Consider the following 21892-nt stretch of genomic DNA (forward strand, 5'->3'; position numbering starts at 1 on the left):
TACTGACTAGGTCCATTTTGCAAAATCGTAATTTTGTAGGTGGTAAAATTTTAACCTTTAAATGTTTATGAATAAAACTCATTTCAAGTTAATTGCAGCCTTTTTGCTGGGAACAACTTTTCTACAAGCAAAAGCGCAAGAAACCTTATTGCTTCGAAATCCCAGTGTAAGCGCTAGTAATATCGCTTTTGTCTATGGTGGAGATATTTGGATTGCAGACAAAAATGGCGCTAATCCAAGGCGGCTTACTACAAATCCTGGCGTAGAGCAGAATCCGATGTTTTCTCCTGACGGTAAGAAAGTGGCATTTACGGGGAATTATGATGGAAATACGGATGTATACGTGATTCCTATAACAGGTGGTGAGCCTAAACGTATTACTTATCATCCCTCGTCGGATGTATTGCGCGGATGGCTCAATAATGATGAAGTGTATTATACTACATCTCGTGATTTCACCTATGCTTTAAGTCCACGATTATACAGTTCCAATATTCAAATGTCAGGAATGGACAAGGCGCTCATTATGCCTGAGGCTACTCAGGGAAGCCCTTCTGCCGATGGCCGCTACTGGGCTTACATCAAGAATACTGACCCTACTGAAAGAGATCGAGTGGCCTTTAAACGTTACCGGGGTGGTGGCATGCCAACCATTTGGATTTTTGATACCAAAACAAAAGAAATCGAGGCTATTCCGAACGTTAAAAGTAATGATGTTAAACCATTATGGTTGGGAACGAAGGTTTATTTCCTATCTGACCGCGATAAAATTGTCAATATTTTTAGCTACGACACCAAAACCAAAAAGGTTGAAAAACTAACAGATTTCAAAGATTATGATGTGCGTTCCTTGAATGGGAATGGTAACGACTTGATTTTTGAATATGCTGGAGTATTGAATACACTGAATCTAAACGGAAATAAAATTACTCCTTTGCACATCACTGTGAATACAGATGTCATGTATAAAAGGCCGTATTACAAAGACATCAAGGACGATATACGTTATGCTACACTATCGCCAACGGGTCAACGGGCACTATTAGAAGCACGGGGAGAGATCTTTACGGTACCAAAGGAAAAAGGAGAAGCTCGAAATTTATCTAATTCACCAGGTTCGCATGAACGTTTTCCAGATTGGTCTCCTAATGGCAAATGGGTTTCATATATTTCAGATAAAAATGGATCCTATCAGTTGGTACTGATGGATCAGTTCGGAAAAGATCAGCCGTTATACTTTAATTTAGGGGAAACCAATTTCTATTTTGAACCCACTTGGTCGCCAGATTCAAAGAAGCTTTTTTACAATGATTCGCATCTTAATCTGTATTATATTGATATTGCTTCCAAGGCTGTTGTCAAAGTTGCCGATGACAAATTAAGTGGTCAAACCGGGCGTGTATCCAATCATTTCCAACCAAGTTGGTCTCCAGATTCAAAATGGATTTCCTTTATACGTACACTGGAAAACGGGGCACCTGCTGTGTTCATGTATAACTTAGATACAAAGAAAACTCAGCAAATTACGGATGGTATGAGCTCTGCCCGCAGTACTGCATTTTCGCAAGATGGTAAATATTTATTTTTCACGGCGAGTACAAATACAGGGTTAACAAATTCTGGTTTACATATGTCCGCTGTACAGCGTAATGTAGATTTTGCAGTCTATGCTTTTATCCTGTCGAGCAAAACACCATCATTCTTTAAAAACGATAGTGATGATGAGCAAATCCGTGAAGATAAACCTGATAAAAAGGAAGAGGGAGAGAATAATAAAAAGGAACGTGTAAAAGAGAATGATAAAAAAGCTCCTAAAAAGGATAAGAAGGAAGAGTCAGTTGCAAGCAAGCCGGTTGACAAATCTATTCAGGTAGATTTCGATCGTATAGAGAATCGAATTGTTGCCCTCCCTTTGCCAGCCGGTCCTTACTGGAATTTAAATGGTCTGGTTCCAAATCAATTGACTTATCAACGTGGTGGAACAATCGGTGCATATGATTTTAAGGATCTTGAAAACAAAACCTTAGTAGAGAATGCACGTAACTTTGTTATTAGTGCAGATGGTAAAAAGATGTTATATCAAACGGGAAATGGATTCAATATTGTAACAGCTGGGCAAAAAGTAGCCTCTCCTACTGCGGGGGAAGTCAAATTGGGTGGAATTCAGCAACTGGTGGACCCTGCGGCGGAATGGAAACAGGTGTTCAATGAAGTATGGTCGATGCAAAAAGACTATTTCTATGTAGAAAATATGCACGGTGCAGACTGGAAGGCGATGAAAGCCAAATATGAAAAATTCCTACCTTTTGTAAACCATCGTTCTGATCTTGGTTATTTATTGAACGAAATGATGGGAGAAATGGTCGTAGGACACAATTATATCTATCCTGGAGATCAACCTTCCACGCCATCAGTTTCAGTTGGTGTGTTGGGAGCAGATTATACGCTAAAGAATGGTTATTATCAGATCGCCAAATTGTTTACGCGTCTTGAATGGAATCCATCGTTCAAAGCCCCATTGGCTGAACCGGGATTAAACATAAAAGAAGGAGACTATATTGTTGCCGTGAATGGTACTGAATTGACTGAGGATAAGGATATCTATAGTTTATTTGACAATACTGTTGGTAAACAAGTTACGTTGAAAGTCAATTCAAAACCATCGCTGGTTGGCGCACGTGAAGTAATCGTTAAACCGATCTCGTTTAGCGATGAAATGAACTTGCGTAGCATGGAATGGGTCGAAAGAAACCGTAAAAAAGTAAATGAATTGAGCAATGGGCAAATAGCTTATGTGTACATGCCGAATACCGGTCCTGAGGGGTATACTTATTTCAATCGGTATTACTTCGCTCAGATGGATAAAAAGGCTCTTCTAATGGACGAAAGGAATAACGGTGGTGGCTGGGTTGCCGATTATGTGATCGACCTCTTATCGCGCGAGTTAATCGCTGGCTGGGGAATTCGTGATGGAAAAGGATTTACTACACCGGGAAATGGTATTTATGGACCAAAGGCCATGATTATTAATGAAAATGCAGGCTCAGGTGGCGATATGATGCCTTATATGTTCCGTTTTAAAGGGCTTGGCAAACTGGTCGGTCGTACGACAATGGGGATTTTGGTTGGCATAAGTGGTTATCCTCCTTTGTTGGATGGAGGCCGTATTACTTCTCCAAACTTTGGCGTATATGACCTCAAAGGAAATTGGATTATTGAAAATGAGGGTGTTGCTCCTGATGTATTTATCGAACAATTGCCTAAAGATCTTTTGGAAGGTCGAGATCCACAGCTTGAGAGAACGGTGAAGATATTGTTGGAAGAAATGAAAACATATCCGTATAAAAATCTGCAGAAACCTGCTGATCCAATTCGAGTGAATTAAGATAGTCTACATAAAAAAGGCTTTGGATTTTTCCAAAGCCTTTTTTATGATCATATATGCTGTATCAAAGGTATCCATATCCCGGATGATCGAATACCTCTGGTGGAGTTTTTATGGTAATTTGACCATATCGCTCGTTGCCATTCGGCTAGTACAAACGAGACGGTAGAATTTGATTGAGTACGACAATTTTAATAAATCTTGCTTTTATTGCTATCTTTAACTGATATTTAATAGCTATGTTTCCTGAACAAACACCCCATCCGTTTCAATCTTTGTTACGATTGATCTTAATGGTTATCGGTTTTACCATTCTTTCGCAGATTATTGCTATTCTGATTATTGCAAGTTATTATACATACACTAGGCAGGTCTTCTCCTTGGAATCCTTAATGAATGGATCGGCCAATGAGATGCGCTTTATGTTGTTAATGAGCAGCTTGGGATCTTTTGTTGTACCAGCTTATCTGATGAATACACGCGAAGGATATGGCATTACTTATTTTAAACTGAAAAAATGGCCTAACGGAATGCAATTTGGCTATATATTTTTGGCAATGCTTTCTTTTATGCCTTTGATGAGTCTGATCGGTCACTGGAATGAATCCTTACAATTGCCCGATAGTATGCAATCGTTGCAGCGTTGGATGGAGCGTAGCGAAAAGGAATCGGGTGATTTAATTAAGGGCATAATTATGGAGTCGAGTATATCCGGCTTTTTGTACAATATTGTTGTACTGGCCTTAATTCCGGCCATAGGTGAAGAATTGCTGTTTCGTGGTATTTTGCAAAAAATAATAGGAAGATGGTTGAGCAATCAGCATGTGGTTATATGGCTCGTTGCTATTATCTTCAGTGCGATACACCTGCAATTTTTTGGTTTTGTTCCCCGAATGTTATTGGGCGCTTTTTTTGGCTATCTTTATGTATGGAGCAAGAACATCATATTGCCCATCTTTGGGCACTTTGTCAACAATGCCGGAGCCACAATTGGAGCATTTTATTACGTAAGACAGGGAAAGAGTTATGATGAACTCAATGCATTTGAGTTACAATCTTGGTGGATATATCTTGTAGGCTTCATTTTTACTCTTATTTTTGTATTCTTATTTTATCGATCAACGCAAAAAGAAAACAATGGAGAACGATTGGAAAAAAATTAAAACATATACAAATGCTATTCAAGCCGAAATAGTCAAACAAATGTTGGAAGAGAATGGTATTCCGGCTGTCGCGTTGAATAAACAAGATTCTTCTTATCTGTTTGGGAAAATTGAACTTTATGTCAGCGAAGGATCTATCGGAGCAGCCGAAAGGTTAATTGAGGAATCGGAAGGGGATTTTAGTTTATGAAAACAAGAGCAATAACCGGAGTAATCTTTGTGGCTGTTATGATAGCGGCTACTCTTTTGGGAGCTTATGTTTATTCCATCTTTTTTACCTTGCTAAGTACATGGTGTCTTTATGAATTCTATGGAATAGTTTCATCCGAAGAACGCGCTCCAAATAAAGTGATTGGTATCGCCCTGGCCTTGGTACTGTTTGTTTTGGGATCCTTAATTTCGATGGATCTGCTTGCGGTAAAATTTTTAGCACTGATTATTCCGTTTATAAGTGCGACTTATATTATTTCACTTTTTCAGAAGAGAACTTTTCCTTTTAATGATATTGCCTATACTTTTTTGGGAATAGCGTATGTTACATTGCCTTTTTTCCTATTTTCCAAATTAGGGTTTATGCAAGGTACTTTTAACGATGTGATGCCTTTAGGTTTTTTGATCTTATTGTGGACAAACGATACCGGGGCATATCTCGCTGGACGAAGCTTCGGAAAACGTAAACTATTCGAACGGATCTCACCAAAGAAAACATGGGAAGGTTTTTTCGGTGGATTGATTTTGGCAATTGTTGCTGCAGTGAATCTAGAGAAGTATTTTGGTTATCTACCGCTCTGGCAATGGGTAAGTATAGCGGCAATTATCAGTATTGTGGGAACATTAGGTGACTTAGTTGAGTCGATGTTAAAGCGTAGTTTGCACGTAAAGGATTCCGGAAATATATTGCCTGGACATGGTGGTTTTTTAGATAGATTTGATGGGTTGTTATTAGCGGCACCTATGGTCTATGTTTTCTTAATTTTAATCAATTGATTGTATTATGAGTCACATTCAAAAATCTACATTTGATTTTTTAACGGAATTGAAAGCCAATAATTCTCGGGAATGGTTTGCCGATAACAGAGCTAAATATGAAGCTGCATTGGCTGATGTGAGAAGTTTTTTGACAGATTTAATTGCCGCTTTGAGCGAGTTTGACCCTAAAATCAATACTTCCATACAGGCAAGTAAATGTTTGTTTCGTATTTACCGTGATACACGCTTTTCAAATGATAAGACACCTTATAAAAGTTGGTTTGGGGCAGGAATTTCAGTTGATGGAAGAAAGTTGCAGGGACCAGAGTACTATATTCATATTGGAGCAGAAAATTCATTTATTGCCTGTGGATATTGGCGTCCAGAAAAGCAACATTTAGAGGCAATAAGACAAGAAATTGATTACACCGGTAATAAATTGGATGAAATTTTAAAAACTGTATTGACAGGCGGTAATATTGCACTTTTCAAAGAAGATTTACTGAAGCGTGCGCCTGCTGGCTATAGTGAGGATAATCCTTTTATTGACTTTATCAAATTGAAAAGTTTTGTGTTGGATAGATCTTTAACTATAAAGGAGTTATCTGCAAAAAATGCACTAGATAATATCGTGGCTTCCTATAAAAGTATGCTTCCTTTTAAAGAGTTTTTACAAGAAGCCATCGATACGGAATAATTATTCGGGTAAGCTGATTTTGCCCATGCAGACAGCGGGCGAATCTTTAATTTGCGCTACATTGGATTTGTTACCTACCAAAGTCTCATTTGCTAATAGAGCAAAGAGGACGGCCTCTTTTGCATCTGGATTGATACCTAATGTTGCGAAACTTTCAACGTTACTGGTAGGTAAGCTCCTTTTGATGTAATCAAACAGCAATGGATTGTGTAGTCCACCGCCACTTATGTATACCGCCACATCAGATAGTCCTTCTGACTGCTTCCGAATGCCGTTGACCATCGCATGAGCCGCAAAGCGATTGAGGGTTGCCATAACATTCTCATGTGGAATATGAGTTGTTTTCGAACGATCTTGTGCCCTTTCGAGATAAGCGAGATTAAATAGTTCTGGCCCGGTGGTTTTTGGAAAGGGCAGTGTTAGAAATTCTTCTGTTAATAATTGATTCAATAGCGCATCATTTACTTGTCCCTTTTTGGCCATATAGGCATCTCTATCCATCTCCTGATTAAAATTAGCCTTCATGTATTGGTTCATCATTGTATTGCCTGGACCGAGATCTGTTGCATAGGCTTTCAATTTTGTTTGATGGCTTGGGATAAATGTGAAATTAGAAATACCGCCAATATTCAGTAAGAATCGATTCTCTGTCGCATGCGAGAAAAGTAGATAGTCGCCATAGGCAGCCAAAGGTGCCCCTTCCCCTCCCGCAGCAACATGTTTCTGTCTAAAGTCAGACAGGGTTATGATGCCGGTATTTACGGCAATATGATCTCCATCGCCGATCTGTAAGGTACTATTGGGCCAGTTGCGGTCTTTGGTCAATGATTGAGGTGCATGGTATACGGTTTGCCCATGGCTGGCTATACAATCAATCTCGCTGCTTGCTATATTCCATTGTTGTAATGCTGTATTGATTAATTTAGCATGTGTGACTCCAATATAAGCATTGAGTCCGGAAAATAACTGTTGGTCGATATTTCGTTTTGCAAAGACTTCACGGACTCGTGCTCTGAAATCATCCTCATAATCCATTGTAGCAAAATTCTCTAGCTGTATTTTTGTTGTTTTACCTGCATTTTCTATGCGGCATACTGCAATATCAAGACCATCCAGAGAAGTTCCGGACATCAGGCCAATAATACGACGTTCTTTCTTTTGTGAAATTTGGTAAAGTCTTTCGATTTGAGGATTCATAGCTTAAAAATAAACACAAAAATGTTATGATGAATATCATTTTTGACAATTAAAGATATTTTGTAACTTCACGGCATTAAAAATCAAAAAATTAAATACAATGAATTTTCCAGCAGAATTGAAATACACCAAAGATCACGAATGGATTCGTGTTGAAGGTGATGAAGCAGTTGTAGGGATTACCGATTTCGCTCAACGTGAATTGGGTGACATCGTTTTTGTTGACATAAACACTGTAGGTGAGGAAGTTGCCGCTAATGAAGTTTTCGGTACAATTGAAGCTGTAAAAACAGTTTCTGATCTATTTTTACCTGTATCAGCTACGATTTTATCGGTTAATGAAGCTATTGATGCATCTCCTGAATTGGTCAATTCTGATCCTTATGGTGAAGGTTGGATTGTTCGTATTAAATTGAACAATGTTGCTGATGTAGATGCTTTGTTATCTGCTGATCAATACAAAGAAGAGATCAACGCATAAATTTGATATATAAGAAATAAAATAGGGGCCTTTTGGCCCCTATTTTATTTCTCGTTCCAGTCGTTTATTGACTTTTTAATGTGGTCGTTATTTTTGCTTCAGGCATATCCACGGCACTTGTCATTTCTGTTATCTTGGTAAGGCAGGTCTTTTTATCCAAGACATAAAAACCCTGTACGTTGCCTACCTGATTTGCATCCGGGCCGAACATTTTTCCTTCAACATTTACTTTATAGCCTAGCTCATTTGCTTCTATTAAAGTCATTTTGCTTTCCACCGAAATGCCGGAATCATCAGATTCCGTTTTGGATGTCCATGAGTCACCGATTTTAACAGGCTGTTCAGGTAATACTGTACTTATATTTTCGAACATACTTTTATCAAACGGGATGTTAATACCCTCAGGTAACTTGATGTCAGAAGATTTGCCAAGTTGATCAACATTAAAGCTAATGCTATTTTCTAGCAATTTGCCTAAGGTAGCATGCATCTGTTTGGAAAACTCATTGGCCTCGGGGTTTTTCGAGTCGTAAGACATGTCCATTCCCGCCATATTCATTTTCATGTTTATTCCGGTATATCTAAGGTCAAACGCGAAGATATTGTCTTTTTTCGTTGTATTGGTGATATCAAAGCCCATATTAAGGTCTGTAACCATTTTTTGGCCAGCGGCGTCAATATCCATTGTCATCACAAGGTTTTGCGATATTTTTTTCCCTGAATCGGGATTTACACGTAGTGTGTATTTCTTTTGTGCGGAAGCAGATATCACTAGAAATACAAATACGGCCATCAAAGAGGCAATTCTTAATTTTTTCATATATGGAATTTTAATTTTTTTAATAAGCAACAATCGGCCAGCTTAAATATAAAAAAAATCCCTTTTACGGGGTAAAAGGGATTTTAATTTTTTAAGAATGTAATTCGTATTACTTCTTGATATAAGATACTTCTTTCACAGCTTTAACAACTTTCTCAACGCTAGGTAAAGCAGCTTCGATCAATGTTGGAGCATAAGGAAGAGGTACATCTGCACAATTTACGCGGATAACAGGGGCATCTAAATAATCAAATGCGTTACGTTGTACATTGAATGCTAAATCCGTAGAAATAGACGCCAATGGCCATGCTTCTTCCACGATTACCAAACGGTTTGTTTTCTTAACAGACGCGATGATTGTAGGGTAATCGATAGGACGTACCGAACGCAAGTCAATTAATTCAACGCTGATACCTTCTTTTTTCAATTCTTCAACTGCAGGAATGACAACGCGAGGAAGCATTTTACCAAAAGATACAACAGTTACATCTGTACCTTCTTGGATAATATTAGCTTTTCCGATTTCCAAGTAATATTCTTCTTCAGGAACTTGTCCTTTATCACCATACATTACCTCAGATTCCATGAAGATAACAGGATCTGGATCGATAATAGCTGATTTCAATAAACCTTTAGCTTCATATGGGTTAGAAGGAACCACAACTTTTAAACCTGGTGTATTTGCAAACCAGTTTTCGAAGTTTTGAGAGTGTTGTGCTGCAAGCTGACCAGCATTTCCAGTTGGACCACGGAAGACCATTGGAATAGAGAACTGTCCACCACTCATCGAGTGGATTTTAGCTGCCGCATTGATTACTTGATCAATAGCAACAAGTGAAAAGTTGAATGTCATGAACTCAACAATCGGTTTTAAACCATTCATTGCAGCTCCAACTGCGATACCTGCAAAACCAAGTTCAGCAATAGGTGTATCAATGATACGTTTTGCACCGAATTCATCAAGCATACCCTGACTCACTTTGTAAGCTCCGTTATACTCAGCAACTTCTTCTCCTAATAAAAATATTTTGTCGTCTTTACGCATTTCTTCGTTCATTGCTTCACGAAGTGCTTCTCTGAATTGTATTTCTCTCATCAGTTGTAAAATAGTGTCAATTTTTAGATTACAAATCTACTATTTAAAATTGATATTTTGAAGATTTGAACCCGCTAATTCTATAGTTTTATGTCATTTTTTAATAAGTAAATGACTTTTGTATTAAATTTTTGAATATAAGTTGTTCAGATATTCCAATGTCTTTATAAGTGCCTTATTACTATTCATTATCGCTAACGGAATGTTCCACGTGGCACGGTTCCTTCTTTCCACGTAATTTGAAATACCACGAATCTCAATCACGGGAATTGTCATTTTATCGGCGGCATAGAAAACAGCAGCTCCTTCCATACTTTCAACAAGGCTATTAGGATGCAGTTTTTTAATTTTTTCGATACTTTCTGTTCTACCATGGACTTTGTTTACGGTAATTCCTTCCCCCTGTTTTAGAAAAGGAAGCCTAAGCTCCTTGTCATTCAGTAAACATGAGTTAAATGTAGACCTTCCATAGCCCAATTGATCTATTGGAATAAAATTATGACCGTCTTCCGCGCCTAGTTCAACAAATGATTCCGAAACGACTTGAATAACCGAGCCTATTTCAATCGTACGATCCAAACATCCTCCTATCCCGACATTAATGAGGAGATCATAATTTTTTTCGTGTAGCATTCTTCCCAGCTCAAAGGCTGTGGCGACCATGCCTACACCAGTTACTAAGGTATCGCATTGATCGTAATTTGATACCACTTCCAGAAAAGGCTGTAATTCAAATGAAGTAGCCGCAATAATTAATATTTGCATGACAAGCTCGTTTTTGATTGAAAATTACACATTATCTTGCAAGTAGAACTCTTTTTAGTATAAAAACATCGTTCTTGCAATGCGTCCTGCTTAGAAACGCGAGCTTGATGTCAATAAGGCCAACTGCTTTTTTGCTACGACCTTCTCTTTTATAATGCTGTACGAACTGTATAGTTTTCGCCCTGATGCTATTGTAAACAATACTAATAGATTAATATAACATCTTAAATTAGTTTAGATTTTATATATTTTTAGTTTAGGTTTTAGTTAGGCTTACTTTAGGTAAAACCTATATAAAACCTAAACTAAACCTAACTAAAACCTAAGTAAAACCTAACTAAAGATAAAAGAAAATTGGCCTTAAAAAATCAGCATTCGTTGTAGTTCTTTTTAAACTGGGAGTATTTACACTCCGCTACAAAATTTTATATCAAATCATTCTTGAAAGCGGGTTGTAAGTAAGGATAAAGTGCTTAGATTTTTGCCTGTTTGTTCAACAAAAGAGAAAGCACTTCATTATATTACTATATTCTGACGGCATTCCTTAAATTGAGATGCTTTAATTGCACTTAAAGCCTTATCTTTGTATTATTATGATATTTATAACTCGTCGTGAACGTTTCTGTGCTGCGCACAAGCTCTATCGTGAAGACTGGAGTAAGGAGCAGAATGAACAGGTATTTGGTCTTTGCTCCAATCCAAATTGGCATGGACATAATTATGATCTTTATGTAACAGTGAAAGGAAAAGTCAATCCCGAGACTGGTTTTTTGATAGATTTAAAGATCATGAAAGAAATAATCAATCGTAGTATCATTGACAAAGTCGATCACCGTAATTTCAATTTAGATGTTGATTTTATGAAAGGAGTCATGGCTTCTACGGAGAATATCGCAATCGAAATATTTAAGATCTTAAAACCGCTGTTTGATGAACAGGGTGTGATCTTGCATAGTGTCCGTTTGCATGAAACAGAAAATAATTACGTCGAATATTTTGGCGATTAATCTTTAATACATTTAAATAGTAGAAACTATGAGTCAACACTCATTTGACAACGAAGAGTTGGATGGATATATTAAGATCGACAAATACAATACTGAAAAGGTAGATCGCATCGCTGCTCATTATACAGATATATTAGAATGTCTGGGGGAAGATCCAAAACGCGAAGGTTTAGTGAAAACACCAGAACGTGTTGCAAAGGCATTGCAATTTTTGACACATGGCTATGATATCGATGCTGCGGAGGTATTACGTGGTGCTATGTTTGAGGAAGACTACAGTCAAATGGTCGTCGTTAAGGATATTGAAGTATATTCTCTTTGTGAGCACCATATGTTACCTTTCTTTGGCAAAGCCCATATCGCGTATATTCCAAATGGCCATATTGTAGGTTTAAGCAAGATACCACGTGTCGTTGATATTTTTGCGCGTCGTCTGCAGGTTCAGGAACGTCTCACCAATGAGATCAGAGATTGTATTCAAGAAACTTTGGGCGCTCGTGGAGTAGCTGTGGTTATGGAATGCAAACACATGTGTATGGCGATGCGTGGTGTTCAGAAACAGAATTCTGTAACGACTACCTCTGCATTTACGGGAGCATTCCAAAATGATGTCACAAGATCCGAATTTCTACGCTTGATCACTGCTGATCTTGCTTAGTATATTTGTTGTTTAATAATAAAAAATGCCCCCCTAAAAGATCGTCTTTTAGGGGGGCATTTTTTTGATGAAATTTGGAAACAAAATAGAAAATCAAAAAATGGCAATATGGCTTTTTTATGCATCTGACGCGATTCCCGAAAAAAGCTCTTTACAAAAGGATAATTGTATTTTACTGGTATTCAGGTTTTTGTAAAAAAAAGTTTTTATCATAAAAATGTTTTTTGGTACCTTTGTGGTTATGGAAATTGTTGCCGACGATTTAGAGTCCTATTTGGAACATACTACAGACGAAGAAAATTCGTTACTGAAAAGGGTAAATCGGGAGACATATTTGAAGGAAACAATGCCCCATATGTTATCTGGACACTACCAGGGAAGAGTTCTTTCTTTATTGAGTAAATTGGTTGCTCCGAAACGTATCTTGGAGATAGGAACGTTTACGGGATATGCAACATTATGTCTCGCAGAGGGGCTGCAGGAAGATGGGATATTACATACTATCGATATCAATGCAGAGCAACAAGAACGCGTCCAGAGGTATTTTGATGAATCGGCATTTGCTGATAAAATCAGCTATCATATTGGAGATGCAGCGGTAATACTACCTACATTAGATGAAACATTTGATTTGGTATTTATCGACGCGGACAAAAAGAGAAATTTATATTATTTCGAAACGATAATAAATCAAGTTCCGTCTGGGGGACTTATTTTGATTGACAATGTCTTATGGAAAGGTAAGGTGTTAGATTCAAAACCAGACAACCAAACAAAGCAGATCATTGATTTGAATGCACGTTTAGCTCAGGACAAGCGCGTAGAAAAGGTAATATTACCGATTCGAGACGGACTTTTTGCCTTACGCAAGAAGTAATTTGTGAACTAAAACATTCTTCATGAATTTAAAACAATTAAAAAGCTTTGTACTGTTACTAGCTTTGGGAACTTTTGGATTAACAAAAGTTTCGGCTCAAAGTAATGCGGCATATGTCGATAAGTACAGTCCAATAGCAAAAGAAATGATGGAGGAACACGGTGTTCCAGCATCGGTTATCTTAGCCATCGCTATGCATGAAAGCGGAAATGGTGGTAGCAGGGTAGCAAAAAATTTGAATAACCATTTTGGTGTCAAAGGAAAAAACAACAGTACCGTTATTCGGTCAGCTTACAAAGGTTATCGGTCTGTAATGGACTCGTATGATGATTTTGTAGGAATAGTAAAAAGAAAAAAGACTACTCAGAGTCTTTTTGAAAAACATCCTGGTGAAAAATACGAAGCTTGGGTAAAAGCGATTGCTCGTTCGGGTTACTCCACGAGTAAAGGTTGGACAGCAAAAGTACTCGCTACTATTAAACAATATCACTTAGATATGTTTGATAATGATGCTAAGCAAAATAGATTCTCGTCAACAAAAAAATAAGCGCGACATTATTGCATGAAGAAGTTTTTTTATGGCATGTTTGTATTCATGATGTTTATTACATCATGTTCAAGCCGGAGAGGCACAATATCCTCTTCTAAATCTGGCTCCAATTCAAAAACTTCTTCATCCTCTTCTGTGGGGCGACCGACCATGGCTGGCAACGACTATATTGCTCATTACAAAGATGTGGCCGTTGCAGAAATGAATAAATATGGTATCCCTGCGAGCATTAAACTTGCTCAGGCTTTACTGGAATCCGGTAATGGTAATAGCTATTTAGCACGTGAGGCTAATAATCATTTCGGTATTAAATGCGGTGGAGTTTGGAAAGGAAAATCCGTGACTCGTCCTGATGATAATATTAATGATTGCTTTCGTGTTTATGAAAATCCCGAACAATCTTTTCGGGATCACTCAGAGTTTCTGTTACGACCGCGATATGCGGCACTCTTTAAGTTGGATAAGAATGACTATAAAGGTTGGGCTAAAGGCTTGAAAGCAGCAGGGTACGCCACAAATCCACGTTATCCTGAATTGTTGATCGAAATGATCGAAAGATACCATCTTGATCAATATGATCGCGTTGAATCACGGCGTGAAAAAGTTGTACGAGAAGAGACCGTACAGGTTGAGATCGTACAAAATGTACAAGAAACACCTCCTACCGTAGTAAAAACAGAAGAAATCAAGAGCCCTGTCGCTATGCGTATTCATGAAGTTAAAGCTCAGGATACGTTATATTCGCTCAGTAAGCTGTACAATGTATCCGTTGATCAGATCAAATCCCTAAACGGTCTTACCGATGATGCGTTATCTTTAGGCCAATTATTGGTTATATCTAAATAGTTACGCTTTAAAAGATGTTAAATATTTCGCTTTTGTACAGCGATATAGTAGTTTTACGAAAGTGATACTATTGCGATATATTTTTCTACTTATTGCCCTTGTGGGCTTTACTTCTCCACTTTTTTGCCAAGATAAAAAAGTAGAGGGTATCGTTTTTGATAAAAATACCAAACAACGTATTGGAAATGTAAAGCTGGCCAACTTACGTACTGGAGAGGTCAATTATAATACTATCAAAGGAGAATTTGTCTTTAATGCACAGCTAGGAGATCATATTGTTGCGATATGTAAAGGCTATTTTTCGGATACTCTTCAGGTGGATAACCGTGGATTGTTGCTGTTTCATTTGGTACGGGAATCGTTTTATATTGATGAGGTTCAGGTTTTTGCACGCAAGACCCCAGAAGAAATTCTGAAAAAAGCAAAAGAGGATTATGAGAAAGCATATCGTCTTGCGGGTTATGGTGACGTATTTTCTGTTGGCCCAAATGGTGCTGGATTAAGCATTAATTCAATCTATAGTTTATTTAGCAAGGAGGCTAAAAGAGCACGTCGACTAACTAAAACCATTGAAAACGATTATAAGGAAAATGTGATCGATTACAAATTTACGAAAGAGCTTATTAGTAAGATTACAGGATTAAATAGCGAAGAAGCTGAACGATTTAGAAGGATATTTAGACCCTCCTATTTCTTTATTCTCTCAGCGAGTGATTATGAACTGGTGAATTATATCAAAGATTGTTATTCACGGTATCAATTGAACCCTTCGCAATATTTTATTGAGCCTTTTCCAACAATTAATTATAAATTAGTACCGTAAACAAAAAATAGACGTTTTCAGAATGAAGTTATTCAATTTTGTCGGCATGGCTATGCTTTGCCTTTCTATTACCAGCTTAAAAGCACAGGATCTGAAAGATCTTCGAGCAAAACCAGATACCGTAATTTCTGTACAGAAAGAGCAACCATTAAATATTAAAACGATTCGTCCTATAGTTCCAAAATTAAACTTAGAGGTAGACTATTGGAAACATTGGACAAAATTCGGGATCAATTTAAACCAGGCGTCATTTAATGATAATTGGAAAGGTGGTGGTGTTGGTTCTATTGCTGTAGGATTGAATGCTAATCATAAATCGGATTATACGAAGGACAATTTCAATTTTGTAACCGAAGTTGATTTACGTTATGGAAAGATAAAGAATACGAATAATATTGCGAAGAAGAATAATGACCGTATATTTTGGGATAATAAGCTTTCTTATAAATTGTCTGCCAATTGGGCATTGTTTACGTCGGTGACATTTGAGTCGCAATTTGATGCGGGTTATAAGTATAAAACGGTTAACGGCAGAGATACAATAGACTATATTGAGAATGCTTTTATGGCACCAGCTTATCTGACAGAATCTTTCGGTCTTGAGTATAAGCCTAGTAACGAATTTTCCTTGCGTTTTGGTACGGGTACTGCACGTCAAACTTTTATCTTGGATGAGCGTGTTAAGCCACGTTCTGGAGAAGGTTTCTTTGAGAAATATGGATATTATAGAGATCCTAACAATCCAAGTGCGGGTACTGGTGAACGATTTGGTGTAAAGGAAGACCGCTCTTTTGCCAATGCACTGGCTTTTCAGCTAACGGGTAACCTAGACAAAAACTTCACAGATAAACTGAATGTAAAGGCTCGTTATAACCTTTTTGCTGACTACGAGAAACTTTCCAACCCTACGCACCGTTTGGATGTAACTGTAACGGCAAAAGTTACGAGAGTCATCAATGTGAACTTAAATGGTATCATGATCTATGATCCAGATGTCATTTCAAGAGTACAATTAAGCCAGTCGTTGGCGATGGGTATAGTCTATAGTTTACCAAAATAATGTTTAGGCCTGTGTCAATAGGGATATTGCTTTGTTCATTGCTGTCTTTGGCAAGCTGCAAGTCGAAGATACAGCCGGTGGTTGCAAAACCGCTAGTTGCGTCATTTGCTTCTGCATTGGTTGTGGAAGAAAAGGTCGAAGCTAAGCCAGATACCAATTTATTGACACCGGAGGAAAGAAAGGTTGTTTTTTTACAGAAGTCTGGAAACCATCCTTATTGGCGCCAAGAGGAAGCCATACATTATGATGTTCGTAAACCTAACTATGTCATTATTCATCATACAGCACAAGATAGTATTGGGCAGACAATCAAAACCTTTCAGATTCCAAGAACTAAAGTGAGTTCACATTATGTCATTGGCCGGAATGGCGAGATTATACAAATGTTGAACGATTATGTTCGGTCTTGGCATGCGGGGGTGGCAAAATGGGGTTCTATTGTCGACATGAACTCCTGTTCTATTGGTATAGAGTTGGATAACAATGGTAGGGAACCTTTTCCTGAGGCACAAATTAATTCATTGATGACAGTGCTTGATACCTTGAAATCGCGTTATTTAATCCCAACAAATAATTTTATTGGCCATGCCGATATTGCACCATCACGCAAGAATGATCCAAGCGTTTTTTTCCCGTGGAAAAAGCTTGCAGAACGAGGTTTTGGAATATGGTATGATGAAGGTCAGCTTGTGGCCCCTCCTGACAGCTTTAATGCGATAGATGCGCTTAAAATTATTGGTTATGACACCTCCAATCTAAAAGCCGCTATCGTTGCCTTTAAACGAAAGTTTGTCGTTCGGGATACAACCCCCGAATTGACCATATATGATAAGAGTGTATTGTACAATATCTATAAAAAATACTGAGCCTGATTAATCAGGCTTTTTTATTTTATTCAAGATCCCTTTTGTCCTTTATAGGACGAAGCACTTTCATCCCCGGTTGTAGGATATAGGCGATTAGCATGACAGCAAGGCAGCCAATAAGATTTAGCCAGAGAAAAGGAATCTTATTCATCGACCATACTGCTATTACTATAATTTCGGAAAGAATGGCTGCAAAAAAAACAGCTTTGCCTTGGATTTTCTTCATGTAGAAGGCGACGATAAAAATTCCTAGGATAGTACCATAGAATAGTGAACCCAAGATATTGACCGCTTCGAGGAGATTACCCAATCTGTTCGCATACAAAGCAACAATAACAGTAAATGTACCCCAGATCAACGTAAATAAACGCGACCACAAAAGGTCTTGTTTTTCAGATGAGTTAGGATTAATAAATCTTTTGTAGATATCAATGGTCGTTGTTGAGGCCAATGAGTTAATAGCACTTGCCGTAGACCCCATGGATGCGAGAAAAATGACCGCTATGAGTAGCCCAATTAGGCCCTTTGGAAAGACGCTTGTCACAAAAGAAAGAAAGACATAATTATTGTCATTCGTTTCCGCTATTGGGTTGTTCTTTTTGATTAAGTCCAAAGTCCCTTCTTTTACCGCTTGCATTTTTGCATTAAGTTGACCGAGTGAGGATCGATAATCAGCAATTCTTTTTTCATCGTCGTGATCCAATGCTGTATTAAGCTGCTGAACAACAGATTCACGTGTTTTAAATAGCTCGCTATGCTTTTGCTCGAGAATCTGGTAGTCAGGAGCATATTTGCTTTCTTTGAGCTTCTTGATCTCGACTTGATTGAAAAAAATGGGCGGCTGATGGAATTGATAATAGGCAAATACCAGAACTCCAATCAACAGGATAGCAAATTGCATGGGGATTTTCAATAGACCATTCATAATTAATCCCATGCGACTTTCTTTGATCGAAGCCCCTGTCAAATAACGACCTACTTGACTTTGGTCGGTCCCGAAGTAGGAAAGCTGTAGGAAAAAACCACCGATTAGTCCTGTCCAAAGTGTATAGTTATTATTGAGGTCAAAAGTAAAATCCAATGCATTGGTTTTTCCTGATTTTCCTGCAATATGAAGTGCTTTCGATAATCCAATAGACTCTGGCAGCAGATGGATAACTAATATACCTGCTACGAGTAATGATCCAAAGATAATGCTCATTTGAAGCAACTGTGTATGAGACACAGCTTTGGTTCCTCCATAGGTCGTATAGATAACAACAAAACTTCCTATGGCCAATGTGGTCCATGTTAGATCAATATGAAGGATGGTCGATATAATTAAAGCCGGTGCAAAGATGGTAATACCCGTTGATATCCCTCGCTGTATCAAAAAAAGAATGGCGGTGAGCCCTCTGGTTTTGACATCAAACCGTTTTTCTAGAAATTCGTAGGCTGTAAATACTTTTAGCTTATGAAAAATAGGAACAAATGTAATGCAGAGCACAATCATGGCCAACGGAAGACCAAAGTAGAATTGGACAAAACTCATTCCTGAGGAATAAGCTAAGCCGGGGGCAGATAAGAAAGTAATGGCGCTCGCTTGCGTCGCCATTACCGATAATCCGACGTGATACCAGGGTAAAGAACGATTACCTAGAAGATATCCATCAATATTTTTTATACCTCTACTCTTATAAACGCCATATATGACAATAACTAAGAGTGTCAGAAATAACACGATCCAATCTGCTGTACTCATGAATAGTGGTTCGTGAAAATGTACAGAAAAAGGATGAATACGAATAGCCAGATAACGACCAACCAGTAGAAACGCTTCCAGCTATTCATCTTTCTTATCTATCTGAAGGCTTTTGAGGATAGATAACACTATTAAAAATAGCAGCGATAATCAATCCGACAATAGCACCACCGAAGATGCTTAGAAATGTCTCGTTTGCAGTGAATCCAATTAATGCACCAAATACTACAGCAACTAAAAGAATGATTCCTTTTGCTTTGCCAGCATCAATTGTTGTGCAGCTGTTGTCAATCTGATTTTCCATTATTATATTATTTTGATTTTGATAACAAATTTACGAATAATCTGTAAGCTCCGGGAATTCCGGCAGGCAATTGTCTGAAAAAAGACAAAGATGTATAAACAAATTTACCTTTTCCATATTGAGCAATGAGTAATGAGCCATTATGTAACGGTTCGCCGGGATCTTGCATCGTGATCGGAGTGCGGTACTTTTTATCAATATCTTCCGAAAAGTAGAGCCCTCGCTCCTGTACCCAATGTTCGAAGTCAGCTTCGCTGATTTTGTTCGGGTAATTGAAAATCGGATCATTTTTATCGAAGTGTACTGTTGCAAGTTCGTCTGTTACACGGCTTCTGCCGATGCTAAAAGGAAAAGGACCAAAGTTTTTTGAGATCAGTCCATTGTTTACATTGTATTGTTCTAGGACTGTTCCGCCCATGTTGACATACGCAAATAGTCTGTTTTGGAGCTGCGCAATTTGCTTGTTGACGTTGAATATTCGTACACCCAAGATTACAGCATCGTAGCTAGAGAGATCTGCTTTTAATGCCTGTTCGTTACTTAATACATCAACTTTAATACCAATGGCCGCCAGCGACTCCGGAATTAGATCCCCTGCCCCATGGATGTATGCCACTTTTTTTACCGCGTTGATCAGGTTGACATTGCTCATTTTTATAGCAACATCTGGAAAATAAACAATATTAGGTATATGATTGTAATCGATGGATTTTATCTCTTTTAAGTGCTCTTTGTTTGCTAAGAGGAACCCCAGGGTATCAATGGAAGATTTTGAAGCATCTGATGGTTTTATGCTGATCTCTTTGGAAATTGTACGTTCGCCTTTGTCAAAAGATAGGTCAAAAGATGCCGGTGAAACTTCCCAGCCTTTAGGTACATTAGGTCTGACGTTAAACGTGGTTGTGTTTGCTTGTCCGTTTTTCTGAAAAGTCAGATTCACTTTGACAGTGTGGGCATTTTGTGTAAGTGCCAAAGGGCTGGAACATTTTGCCGTCAACTCTGGGACGATCACAATGGGGTCGTAGATTTCGCCACGAACAGGATCGGTATATTTATATTTTATGGGTTGACTGAGTGTGATATTTTCACCATTGATCCGGAGTTGAAATGATACCTCTGGAGCGTAGGGATTTTCTGGATAGCCCGTCAGGTTAAAATCACTGACATTAAATTTACCTTTTCCATGTGGTTCAATCAACCAGTAGGGTTGTGTCGTCCTGTCGGCATGTATAAGAACAGAGTCTCTTTGTAACTTGTTTATTTTTAGTGTTTCATGAATGCTGTTTCCATTTATTTGGGTCAGATCAACAGTTACATTTGGACGCCGAACAATAATGGAATGTTCCACTTTGATCTGATCATTCAAGGCATAAGATGGATTTTTAGCGATACTTTCGACCCAAATTCCACCACAGGCAAGAATTAGTTTTTCAACCTCTTTTTTCTTTTCAGTTTTCCAGTATTCATCATCAATTTGATCCAGTGCTTTGTACAGTTGGATCAATTCAGCAATGATCAATTCGGGCTTATCAATTTGATATGTTTGATTGATGTGATCAATCAAGGACTGAACTTTACTGCCGTTTTGAATTCTTTTCCATGAGGTGTCAACACCGTCCAAGAGTGTATTTTTTGCAGGGACACCGTCTACATATTCAAAGTATTCGATTGATGAGCCGCGTTGGCTTGCCGAACCAAAGCCTTGGCTTTTGTGTGATGAACGGCTGTGTGCGGCAATTTCCCCATAAGAGGCTCCTAGAAGAGAATTGTAATCCCCGATATCTATTTTTAACTGATCTTCACGTGTATTGTTTTGACCTCCGAAATTAGCTGTATTCCAAAGCAAGCGTTTAGCTTTCCAGGGGCGTACAAATTGAAGTTGCTCTGGAAATTGATTCGGATCAGCAGCAGCTTTAAAGGCTTCATGTGCTAGAATGGCGGAAGCTTGATGATGACCATGTCCACCCCTTGGATCGGGAGGAAAACGTGTGATGATGACATCGGGCCTAAATTTGCGGATAATCCATACGGCTTCGCTAAGAACACGCTGTTTATCCCAGAATTCGAAAGTTTCTTCTGGAGTCTTTGAGAATCCAAAATCATATGCTGAGGAAAAAAATTGTTCGCCCTTATCGATTTTTCGAGCAGCCAGTAATTCCTGCGTTCGAATTAATCCAAGTTCAATACCTTGTTCTGTTCCGATGAGGTTTTGTCCGCCGTCACCTCGAGTTAGGGATAAATAACCTGTTTTATATTTTTCTTCCTGAGCTAGCCAAGCGATTAGCCGGGTGTTTTCATCATCGGGGTGTGCTGCAAAATAGAGTACCGACCCCAGTACGTTCAGTTTTTCTAGATTAAGTTTAATTTCAGCAGCGTTCCACTGTGGATTCTGTGCTTTAACGATTGAAGTTGACAAGATACCAGCCAAAATAATGATAACAGAGAGAAAAGGTCTTCGCATGTTTAAAGATAAAGATTTTGGTGAACAACGGATTGTTGGAGATTGTAATTTTATTGAAAGTCTTTAAGTAGTCCGTTTGTGACGTTGGTTTATTGCTTTGACTTATGGATATCATGCTGAATAAAC

21 protein-coding genes are annotated in these 21892 nt (G+C 38.2%); 14 read left to right on the top strand and 7 right to left on the bottom strand.

The window, feature by feature from the left end:
* Positions 1–67 precede the first annotated feature (67 nt).
* The 5 genes from HS960_RS20700 (at position 68) to HS960_RS20720 (ending at position 6214) form a co-directional block, all read left to right on the top strand.
* A complete protein-coding gene (locus tag HS960_RS20700) occupies positions 68–3385 on the top strand; it encodes a S41 family peptidase (RefSeq protein ID WP_228280101.1) in 3318 nt (1105 codons plus the stop codon).
* A gap of 239 nt (positions 3386–3624) precedes the next feature.
* Positions 3625–4548, top strand: a complete 924-nt coding sequence (locus tag HS960_RS20705) for a CPBP family intramembrane glutamic endopeptidase (protein ID WP_153847939.1) — start codon at positions 3625–3627, stop codon at positions 4546–4548.
* The gene (locus HS960_RS20710) at positions 4523–4738 is read left to right on the top strand and encodes a putative signal transducing protein (protein ID WP_182330576.1); all 216 of its coding nucleotides are present in this window, start codon (positions 4523–4525) and stop codon (positions 4736–4738) included. Before HS960_RS20705 ends, HS960_RS20710 begins: the two co-directional genes overlap by 26 nt.
* Complete coding sequence (locus HS960_RS20715) at positions 4735–5535, top strand: phosphatidate cytidylyltransferase (RefSeq protein WP_182330577.1); 801 nt, start codon at positions 4735–4737, stop codon at positions 5533–5535. The genes HS960_RS20710 and HS960_RS20715 overlap by 4 nt, the downstream gene beginning before the upstream one ends.
* Positions 5536–5542: 7 nt before the next feature.
* The gene (locus HS960_RS20720; RefSeq protein WP_182330578.1) at positions 5543–6214 is read left to right on the top strand and encodes a DUF2461 domain-containing protein; all 672 of its coding nucleotides are present in this window, start codon (positions 5543–5545) and stop codon (positions 6212–6214) included.
* On the opposite strand, the gene HS960_RS20725 is transcribed toward HS960_RS20720, so the two are convergent.
* Positions 6215–7411 (bottom strand): anhydro-N-acetylmuramic acid kinase, encoded by a 1197-nt coding sequence (locus HS960_RS20725; protein WP_182330579.1) that lies wholly within the window; start codon positions 7409–7411, stop codon positions 6215–6217. It abuts the gene before it with no gap.
* Between the two features lie 100 nt (positions 7412–7511).
* Here HS960_RS20725 and gcvH point away from each other — a divergent pair, with 100 nt between their 5' ends.
* The gene (gene gcvH / locus HS960_RS20730; protein ID WP_075990412.1) at positions 7512–7892 is read left to right on the top strand and encodes a glycine cleavage system protein GcvH; all 381 of its coding nucleotides are present in this window, start codon (positions 7512–7514) and stop codon (positions 7890–7892) included.
* A 64-nt stretch (positions 7893–7956) separates the two neighbouring features.
* Here the strand turns inward: gcvH and HS960_RS20735 are convergent, their stop codons facing one another.
* From HS960_RS20735 to mqnB, 3 genes are all read right to left on the bottom strand, one after another.
* Entirely contained in the window at positions 7957–8712 is a 756-nt protein-coding gene (locus HS960_RS20735) for a DUF6263 family protein (protein ID WP_182330580.1), read from the bottom strand.
* Between the two features lie 109 nt (positions 8713–8821).
* A complete protein-coding gene (locus HS960_RS20740) occupies positions 8822–9808 on the bottom strand; it encodes a pyruvate dehydrogenase complex E1 component subunit beta (RefSeq protein WP_046673190.1) in 987 nt (328 codons plus the stop codon).
* A gap of 123 nt (positions 9809–9931) precedes the next feature.
* On the bottom strand, positions 9932–10573 hold the full coding sequence (gene mqnB, locus HS960_RS20745; protein ID WP_159729971.1) for a futalosine hydrolase: 642 nt from the start codon (positions 10571–10573) through the stop codon (positions 9932–9934).
* Between the two features lie 593 nt (positions 10574–11166).
* Here mqnB and HS960_RS20750 point away from each other — a divergent pair.
* The 8 genes from HS960_RS20750 (at position 11167) to HS960_RS20785 (ending at position 17260) form a co-directional block, all read left to right on the top strand.
* Entirely contained in the window at positions 11167–11580 is a 414-nt protein-coding gene (locus HS960_RS20750; protein WP_159729969.1) for a 6-pyruvoyl trahydropterin synthase family protein, read from the top strand.
* A gap of 28 nt (positions 11581–11608) precedes the next feature.
* Positions 11609–12238: a GTP cyclohydrolase I FolE gene (gene folE, locus HS960_RS20755; protein WP_046673193.1), complete on the top strand. Its 630-nt coding sequence runs from the start codon at positions 11609–11611 to the stop codon at positions 12236–12238.
* Between the two features lie 241 nt (positions 12239–12479).
* On the top strand, positions 12480–13115 hold the full coding sequence (locus tag HS960_RS20760) for an O-methyltransferase (protein ID WP_153847979.1): 636 nt from the start codon (positions 12480–12482) through the stop codon (positions 13113–13115).
* 22 nt (positions 13116–13137) lie between these two features.
* Positions 13138–13662 carry a glucosaminidase domain-containing protein gene (locus HS960_RS20765; protein ID WP_159729967.1) on the top strand — a complete coding sequence of 175 codons (525 nt, stop codon included), beginning with the start codon at positions 13138–13140 and terminating at the stop codon, positions 13660–13662.
* Positions 13663–13677: 15 nt separating this feature from the next.
* Entirely contained in the window at positions 13678–14511 is an 834-nt protein-coding gene (locus HS960_RS20770) for a glucosaminidase domain-containing protein (RefSeq protein WP_182330581.1), read from the top strand.
* A gap of 70 nt (positions 14512–14581) precedes the next feature.
* Positions 14582–15334, top strand: a complete 753-nt coding sequence (locus HS960_RS20775) for a hypothetical protein (protein ID WP_220801722.1) — start codon at positions 14582–14584, stop codon at positions 15332–15334.
* A gap of 22 nt (positions 15335–15356) precedes the next feature.
* The gene (locus HS960_RS20780; RefSeq protein ID WP_159729960.1) at positions 15357–16394 is read left to right on the top strand and encodes a DUF3078 domain-containing protein; all 1038 of its coding nucleotides are present in this window, start codon (positions 15357–15359) and stop codon (positions 16392–16394) included.
* Positions 16395–16405: 11 nt separating this feature from the next.
* Positions 16406–17260 (top strand): N-acetylmuramoyl-L-alanine amidase, encoded by an 855-nt coding sequence (locus HS960_RS20785; RefSeq protein WP_228280102.1) that lies wholly within the window; start codon positions 16406–16408, stop codon positions 17258–17260.
* A 25-nt stretch (positions 17261–17285) separates the two neighbouring features.
* Here the strand turns inward: HS960_RS20785 and HS960_RS20790 are convergent, their stop codons facing one another.
* The 3 genes from HS960_RS20790 to HS960_RS20800 form a co-directional block, all read right to left on the bottom strand.
* A complete protein-coding gene (locus HS960_RS20790) occupies positions 17286–19001 on the bottom strand; it encodes a sodium:solute symporter (protein WP_182330582.1) in 1716 nt (571 codons plus the stop codon).
* A gap of 94 nt (positions 19002–19095) precedes the next feature.
* Positions 19096–19305, bottom strand: a complete 210-nt coding sequence (locus HS960_RS20795) for a hypothetical protein (RefSeq protein ID WP_070562731.1) — start codon at positions 19303–19305, stop codon at positions 19096–19098.
* A 7-nt stretch (positions 19306–19312) separates the two neighbouring features.
* A complete protein-coding gene (locus HS960_RS20800; protein WP_182330583.1) occupies positions 19313–21766 on the bottom strand; it encodes a PIG-L family deacetylase in 2454 nt (817 codons plus the stop codon).
* Between the last annotated feature and the right edge of the window lie 126 nt (positions 21767–21892).

This window comes from Sphingobacterium paramultivorum, assembly GCF_014109745.1.
Lineage (GTDB): Bacteria > Bacteroidota > Bacteroidia > Sphingobacteriales > Sphingobacteriaceae > Sphingobacterium > Sphingobacterium paramultivorum.